Annotated in this window: 1 pseudogene; it reads left to right on the top strand. The window is 77.4% G+C overall.

Features of this window, described 5'->3' with window-relative positions:
- Window positions 1-337 (top strand): annotated as a pseudogene (locus TN53_RS43330) (hypothetical protein); the annotation flags it as partial.

The following is a 337-nucleotide window of genomic DNA, read 5'->3' as shown; positions in this document are numbered from 1 at the left end:
GTCTGCAACCCTGGCTCGTCCACGGCGAGTTGAAGGAGGGGCTGCGCTGGTTCGACTCCACCGGGCAGGCCCTGAAGGGTGCCGAGCGGGGCGAGCGGGCCGAGGACGAGGAGTGGCTGCGCACGCGCGCCCGCCTGTACTGCGGCGCGGGCGTACTCGCCGCGGCCCTCGGTGACCACGACGGGGCGGCGCACCGCCACCGCCGGGCCGTCGCCCTGTACCAGCGGCTGCGTGATCCGCGGGCCGCCGCCCTGCCCTCCGCCCGCCTGGGACACGCACTGTTCCGGTGCGGCGACCGGCCCGAGGGCCGGGCCCTGCTGTCCGCGTCCCTCACCCC

Origin of the sequence: Streptomyces sp. WM6386 (assembly GCF_000972385.1) — a bacterium.
GTDB lineage: Bacteria > Actinomycetota > Actinomycetes > Streptomycetales > Streptomycetaceae > Streptomyces.
The sequence above is the reverse complement of the archived record's forward strand: the minus strand, read 5'-3'. Positions and strand labels throughout refer to the sequence as shown.